This window comes from Bifidobacterium margollesii (assembly GCF_002860355.1).
Taxonomy (GTDB): Bacteria; Actinomycetota; Actinomycetes; order Actinomycetales; family Bifidobacteriaceae; genus Galliscardovia; species Galliscardovia margollesii.
In genome coordinates, this window is the sequence record NZ_NMWU01000056.1 from 1 (window position 1) to 6532 (window position 6532).

The window sequence follows — 6532 nt, forward strand, 5'->3', positions numbered from 1 at the left end:
GTTCTTGTCGGAAACAGTGGAAGTCATAATCGATTGCCTTTCAGCAGTAGCAAACACAAAAGAACAGAAAATATGACGGCTCTTCGGCCAGACGACGGATGAAACCATGTCCGCCAAAGAGCTGGGCGCGGACGATCTCGCTCGCGTCGGCGAGCAGCTCGTCGGCCTGCGCGCGCTCCGCATCGGTGAGCGCGTGCCAGCGGCGTTCCAGATCCCCGTGCGTGGCCAGAGGCGTCGTGTCGCCGCCCATGCCCGGATCCGCGTCCGGATCGGTCTCCTCGTCGGCCATGACGCTTCTCCTTACGCGGTCGCGGTGGTCACGGTGATCGCCGCGGTGGTCTTGTCGCTGAACGTGACGGTGCCGCCGGTGATCTTGCCGGCCGCGTCCGCGGTCAGGGCGATCGCGGTCACGGACTTGCCTGCCGCGCCGGGGTCGCCTTTGTCGCCCTTCGCGCCGGCCGCCCCCGGATCACCCTTGTCTCCCTTCACGCCGACGGGCGGGGCGACGAAGTCGAACCCGCTGCCGTCCGCCTTGACCTGCGGCACCTTGCCATGGCCGGTGGCCGCGTCATAGCCGGACAGGGTAGCCGGCGTGACCGAACCGGCGGCCGGCGTCGAACCCGTGCCGCCGCCGGTGATGTCGATGGGATTGCCGTCCTGATCGAGGAACTGGGTTTCGATGACCGCCTGCCGGGCGTCGTTGGTGACGCCGCTGGTCAGGTGGTGGAATTCGACCGCCTGCGCCATCACTTGCCAGCCTTCGCGGTGGGTGCGTCGCCCTCGACCACGGCGAAGCGGTCGGTGAACACGTACCACGCGTACAGGATCTCCAGTCGGAGCGCGATCTGGTTGTTGCGTCGCAGGTCGCCCTGTCCGTCCGGATCGCCGTAGGTGATGGTCTCGAGCGGCAGGTTGCGCTGCACGCCCCAGTAGATGCCGTTCTTCCAGTCGCCGACGATCGCGCCGACCTTCGGCACCGTGTACGTCTCACCCTCGGCGGGCGCGGCGAACTCGGGCGCGTTCACGGTCGTGGTGACGGATGCGGGGATGCCCTTGAAGCTGTTCATGGTCACGCCGTAGCCAAGCTCCGGGTAGAGCGGGCGCTTCTGCGTGTCCTTCAGGGTGGCGAGGCCGAAAGCGAATTCGCGGCTCATGGCGATGCCGTTGACGTCCCAGCCCTCCCTGTCGTTGAGGATCAGGCCGATGGCCTGCTCCACGTCCACGTCCGGGCTGGCGGTGCGAGCCACGCGCTTGGTCGTCGCGTTCAGGTAGTTCGTCCACGCGGTGACGGGCTTGCCGGACAACGGGTTGAGACGGTAGAACACGCCGAGGTCGAGAGCACGGGACAGGGCCTTCGCGCCCTCGGTGGCGAGCTTGTTGATAATGCCGAGCTGGTAGTCGGCGTCCGCCCACTGCACCTCCTGGTCGAAGCGCATGGTGACCTGCGTCTTGTGGGTCACGGTCTTGACCACGCCGAACGAACCGGTCGTGCTGGACTTCTGGGCGCCCTCGTCGACGAACTCGGCGCGGGGCCGGTTCTCGAACGTGACGATGCTGGTCTCGCCGAAACGCATCGCCTTCTGCTGGGACAAGACGCCGATGGCGCTGCCGGACTGCACCTGGTCGACGATGCCGTCCGCGATCTGGTTAGGCATCGCCTTGATGCCGCCGGTACCGAAAATAGCCATGATAAGGCCTCCTTGGAAAACGGATTGGATGGATTGACTAGTTGGAGAACACCTCGGCCGCGTACTGCAGCAGGTCGTTCGGCGGGGTCTGAGGCGTCCTGCCGGGATCCGTGACATTCGGCAGCTGTCTGCCGGTCTTCGACGCCACGTATTCGCCGATGGCCTTCGCGTGCGCCTGCATCTCCTCGAGCGTGGAACCCGTGATGAGGTTCGCGGGCAGACCGGATTCGGCGGCGACTTGCGATCGCCATTCGTCGGCCTGCTTCTCGGCCTTGAGGGCGTCGAGCTCCTTCTGGAGCCTCGCGGTCTTGGCTTCGGCCTTCTGCTGTTCGCTCATCTGCGACTCCTTGAGCTGTTGCAGCTCGTCGGCGGCCGCCTTGTTGTCCTTCGCACGCTTCTCCCACTCGCGAGAATGGGTGACGGCTTCGCGGTATTTCGCCTCCCAGTCGGTCTGCTGCTCCTCGCCGTGCGGCTTGGACGTGTCCTGCGACTGATTGGCGTTGTTGGCTTCCTCGGCCATGTGTTCCTCCTAATGGTGTTGTCGGGGCCCGTTCCGGGCATGAAAAAAGCCACCCGTGCGGGTGGCCATGAACAGGGAAAATGGTTATAGGGGTCTAATCGGATGAACCCGCGTCGTACTTGTCGACGACGGCAAGCATGTCCGCAAGGAACGCGCGCAGCCCGCTCAGATCGGGCTTGACCTCCACCGTGACGGATGCAGGCTCAGCTGGTTTATCCATGGTTGGCTCCTTAAATGAGAAAACCACCCGTGCGGGTGGTCATAGACAGAAAAAGAGTAAGCGGCTTAGCCTTGGTCCTGTTCGTGGAGGGCCTGTCGAATGTCGGCTTTGATCTGCTGCTCCTTCAGGCCGTAAACAGGATTGCCCGCGAAATAGTCTTCACCGTATTTGGCATGGTATCTCTTTAGCAGATCAAGATATTCGGTATCTGATGTGGTGTCATAGACAGTATCCATGGCCCGCAATCGTTCGATGTTCGCCTTGCCGGCATCATCGAACGGGAACACGTGGACGGGAATGATCTTGCCTGTGACTTTATCCACGAGACGCACGCAATCATCATCGAAACCAAGAGCCGGCGGGTGATCAACGGGCACAAAAAAATGCTCGGCGTTCTCATACCCCTCCGGGCTTGTTACGCAATGGCCGGCATAAAGATCCGCTATGATTCCACGAGCCTGATGATAGCTAGTTACCATCTATTCCCACCCCCTATCGACGTAATCGAATCTTATCATTTTTTCGGAACCATCTCCCTGCCATTGGGTTTGACGGCAGGCGCATCAGGACTGCTATAACTCCACCGGACATATTCGCCCCATGATTTGTCAATCTGCCTATCCGACGGACCCCAGTATGCCGCATTGGCCTCACTCGTGGTAGGTGCATGATCGCCAGCGCCGATGACCCACGACGTCGGTTTGGGCAATCGGGTATCGAAGTTGAGCCGATGCCCATCCATAAGCGCATCGGAGGGAAACATGTCATCGACTCGTATATAGGATGAGCCTCCGTTCTTGACCCGGCTAAGGTATCCGTCAGGGTCACGATCTTCTCCTTGGAAATCGTACATTTTGACGGTCTTTCGACCGTTTTTCATGACGATTTCCGCATTCCATACATGACCGCCTTTGGTTTTCCAGCTTCCTCGAATGAAGAATCTGGCCCCCACGGGATAGGATTCAAGCTCCTTGAGGATGGAGTCGGCTTTTCTTCTGGGCGCGCAATTTGTCCATCGGCGTTGTTTGCCGTCGCGGGTCATCCAATTGGATATGTAGAAATGGCGGATGCCGGTTTGATCATACATACCACGTGGCGCTGCTATTACGTCGTATCCGCGGAGCCGAAGTTCCGCTACCTGACAGCAGCGTTGACAGTTGTTGCCATAGGGGTCGTACACGCCTTGAGGCACGTTCCCGATGTTCGGGTTGACCGCCTTGGACGTGAGCTGTGAAAAATGTTTGAGCGGCTTGGACAGTTTATATCGTCGATCCAGCTCGGGAGACAGGCTTGGCGCACGAGTCTCCACCCCGTCCCCGAGTTTATCGGAAAACATACGACGCATGGCAGCAAGCACATCCTTGAAAGACGTTTTCGGCGCGGCATGCTTGCCGCTGCCTTCCGCTTCGCTGATTTCCCGTTTCCCCGCGTCGTACATGCTCTTCCATTGGGCCTGTCTGGCGAGGAGGTGTTCGTCCCTGCCCCAGCTGGGCACGACGCTGCAATGGCAGTGACCATCATGGAAACCCGAGCCGAAGTCGGCGGTCTCCTGGCTGTTGTAGGCGAAGCCTCGGGAGGCGAGCATGACGCAGAACGCGCACGGTTTCGCGCTGCCGCACACGCGCGCCCACTTCGGCCGGGTGGGGTCGAGTTTGATGTTGCGCTGCATGGTCAGACGCCCGGACGCGTTGATCATGTCGGCGATGAACTGCTGCGCGTCGTCCACGTTGTCCAACGGCGGCCACAGGTCGTCGATGGTCATGCCGGCGCGGCTGCGGCCCTCCATGACCTGCTGGTAGGTCAGGCCGTTGAAGTCCGTGTTGCTGAACCCGTGCTCGACCTGCCACAGCACGCGCGACGGGTCCACGAGCTTGGCGTGCAGGAACTCGGGCATCGGCTCCGACGATTGTTCGGCCCACAGGCCGCGCAGCTGGTCGTAGTACTCGTTCGCCAGCTGGCTCGCGTCGCGAGCGTACTCGCTGACGAGCTCCTTCAGATCGATGTCGCCGCGTTGGATGGCGGTCTCGATCTCATCGGTGGCCGCGTCGGTCAGGTTATCGAGATTCGCCTGATAGTCCTTCTGCGCCTGCTCCAGCAGACGCTTCAGATCCCGGCCGGCCGGCAGGCCGTTCATCGCCGTCGCCATCCGCCACCTCCTTCAGGTTGACCGGGACCATGCCCGTGAACCGGATGCCCGCCAAGCCGAGCCTTCTCGCCGCGTCCTCCGGCTCCACGCCGGCCCGGATGGCCACGCCCAGCGCGTCGAACCGCGCCTTCAGCTCATCGGGGGGGGGTCTGCTCCTCCACGGACCGCGGCCCGGTGGTGGCATTCCCCTCCTGCTGGACGGTCGCATCCTCCGTCTGCTGTTGGGGCTGCAGGGTGCGTGCCCTGAGCGCTTCGATGTTCTTCTGGGCCTTCATGCGCTGCTGGTAGGCGCGGAAGGCCTGGATCTCCTGGAACGTGAGCCCCGCCTTCATGAGCCCCACGTCGGAGTCGGCGAAGTCCGCGTTGACGCCGGCGATCTTCGCGTAGTAGTCGGCGCGCGCCGCGTCGCTCACCTCGCGGGTCGGCGCCCACACGGGCGTGATCCGGTTGAGTTCGTCGGCCGGCAGGTTCAGCGCCATGCCCACCACGTCCTTCAGGGCGCGGGAGAAGAGCCGGTTCTGCCGGTCGGCCTCGCGCGACAGCTTGCGTTCCGCGGCGGCCATGGCCTCCGCGGACGCGGGATTGTCCATGGTGATGCCCAGATCGTTGACCGGCAGGCTGGTCTCGGAGGCGACGAGCATAGCGATCGTGCGCAGCATGTCGGAATGCGGCTGCATGGATGCCTGCTGGACCTGCTGCATGGCGGGGATCTCGCCGTTCTCGTCGCGGCTCACCGCGTTGATCGCGCTGATCAGGCTGCTCCACGTGTCCTTGCTGAACGCGTCCCGGTCGAGACCTAGGAACCAGACCTTGGGGGCGCTGTAGAACTCGGCGTTGCCCTCCATGCGCACGAGCGTGCGGTAGGCGATGTCGGTCAGGCTCATCAGCGGGCGGCTGATCCTGCTGCGGCCGAACGGGCGGTCCAGCTGGGGGTCGTAGCACAGTGCGGCCACGGTGGGCCTGCCCCAGTTCGTGGACTGCGCGTCGGCGATCCACCTGCCGCCGGTCTTCGAACATTGGTAGAGGCGGTCGGGCAGCCATATGGAGAACCCGGTGACGTCGCCGTTCTCGTCCGCGTCGGTGATGGTCATGGCCGAGCCGATGCGGTTGCGGGGCGTGTCCCACACCGCGCTCGACCATTCCGCGGAGCGCGGGATGATCCGAGGGACGCCATCCGGGCCGCGGCTGACGGTGAGGAACGAGCAGGAGTGCTTGTAGGCGCTGACGACTGCCTGCGCCACGGTCGTGTCCAACGCGTTCCCGTCGAAGAGCATGTCCACGTCGCCCTTCAGCGCCCCGTCTGCCGCCGCATCGACGCGGAACCCCTCGAACGCGCTCAGATCGGCGAGCGTGCGCACCGCCTTGGCCGGCCAGCCGACCGGCGGCATGACCATGTTCGACTTGATCCGGCCGGGCATGCTGATGCCGAAGTCCTTCAGCCGTTCGTGCGCATCGTAGTACAGGGTGCGCAGCACATTGCCCGGCTGCTTGGCCACCCACACGCGCAGGAGCCGTTCGACCACGTCCCAATCCGCCTCGTCGATGCCTGCGATGCCCCGCACCTCGGGCAGGACGCTGCCGTACAGGAAAGGCTTGCCGCCCGAAGCGGCCACGATCTCGCTGGAGACCATCAGACCATCACCTCCTGTCGTCTGTTGGGGTTGCGTTTCGTGACGTAGGTGCCGTACAGGGCGAGCGTGACCGCCACCAATGGGGATATGTCGATGTCGCTGCCGGTCTTGTTCCAGCCGAACGCGCCGGACGGCCCGATGTTCCTCGTGGCGGCGTTCGCGACCGCCTTCGCCAACGCGGGCTGTTCGTCGTCCGTCAGGTGGGTGAGCCTATGGTCGCGCAGCATGTCGAGCAGGCGCCCGCAGGCGCGTCCCATGTCCGCGGCGTTCGTGACGATCACCCTCACGTGCCGCGCCTTGAGGTCGGGCAGCAGGCTCATGGCGGGC

General features: G+C 63.5%; 8 protein-coding genes and 1 pseudogene. All 9 read right to left on the minus strand.

Going from position 1 to position 6532, the window contains the following annotated elements; genetic code table 11:
* Positions 1-40 precede the first annotated feature (40 nt).
* The gene (locus Uis1B_RS11435) at positions 41-289 is read right to left on the minus strand and encodes a hypothetical protein (RefSeq protein WP_101618369.1); all 249 of its coding nucleotides are present in this window, start codon (positions 287-289) and stop codon (positions 41-43) included.
* An 11-nt stretch (positions 290-300) separates the two neighbouring features.
* Positions 301-747: a hypothetical protein gene (locus Uis1B_RS12400; protein ID WP_243390366.1), complete on the minus strand. Its 447-nt coding sequence runs from the start codon at positions 745-747 to the stop codon at positions 301-303.
* Complete coding sequence (locus Uis1B_RS11445) at positions 747-1688, minus strand: phage major capsid protein (protein WP_101618370.1); 942 nt, start codon at positions 1686-1688, stop codon at positions 747-749. Before Uis1B_RS11445 ends, Uis1B_RS12400 begins: the two co-directional genes overlap by 1 nt.
* Before the next feature lie 37 nt (positions 1689-1725).
* Entirely contained in the window at positions 1726-2208 is a 483-nt protein-coding gene (locus Uis1B_RS11450) for a helicase (protein ID WP_101618371.1), read from the minus strand.
* A gap of 94 nt (positions 2209-2302) precedes the next feature.
* Positions 2303-2428 carry a hypothetical protein gene (locus Uis1B_RS12475; protein ID WP_279324944.1) on the minus strand — a complete coding sequence of 42 codons (126 nt, stop codon included), beginning with the start codon at positions 2426-2428 and terminating at the stop codon, positions 2303-2305.
* Between the two features lie 65 nt (positions 2429-2493).
* Positions 2494-2907, minus strand: a complete 414-nt coding sequence (locus Uis1B_RS11930; protein ID WP_133124941.1) for a hypothetical protein — start codon at positions 2905-2907, stop codon at positions 2494-2496.
* Between the two features lie 35 nt (positions 2908-2942).
* Positions 2943-4574 (minus strand): VG15 protein, encoded by a 1632-nt coding sequence (locus Uis1B_RS11460; protein WP_101618373.1) that lies wholly within the window; start codon positions 4572-4574, stop codon positions 2943-2945.
* A 134-nt stretch (positions 4575-4708) separates the two neighbouring features.
* The gene (locus tag Uis1B_RS11465) at positions 4709-6205 is read right to left on the minus strand and encodes a phage portal protein (protein WP_101618374.1); all 1497 of its coding nucleotides are present in this window, start codon (positions 6203-6205) and stop codon (positions 4709-4711) included.
* Positions 6205-6532, minus strand: a pseudogene (locus Uis1B_RS11470) (terminase); the annotation flags it as partial. The pseudogene Uis1B_RS11470 and the gene Uis1B_RS11465, both read right to left, overlap by 1 nt.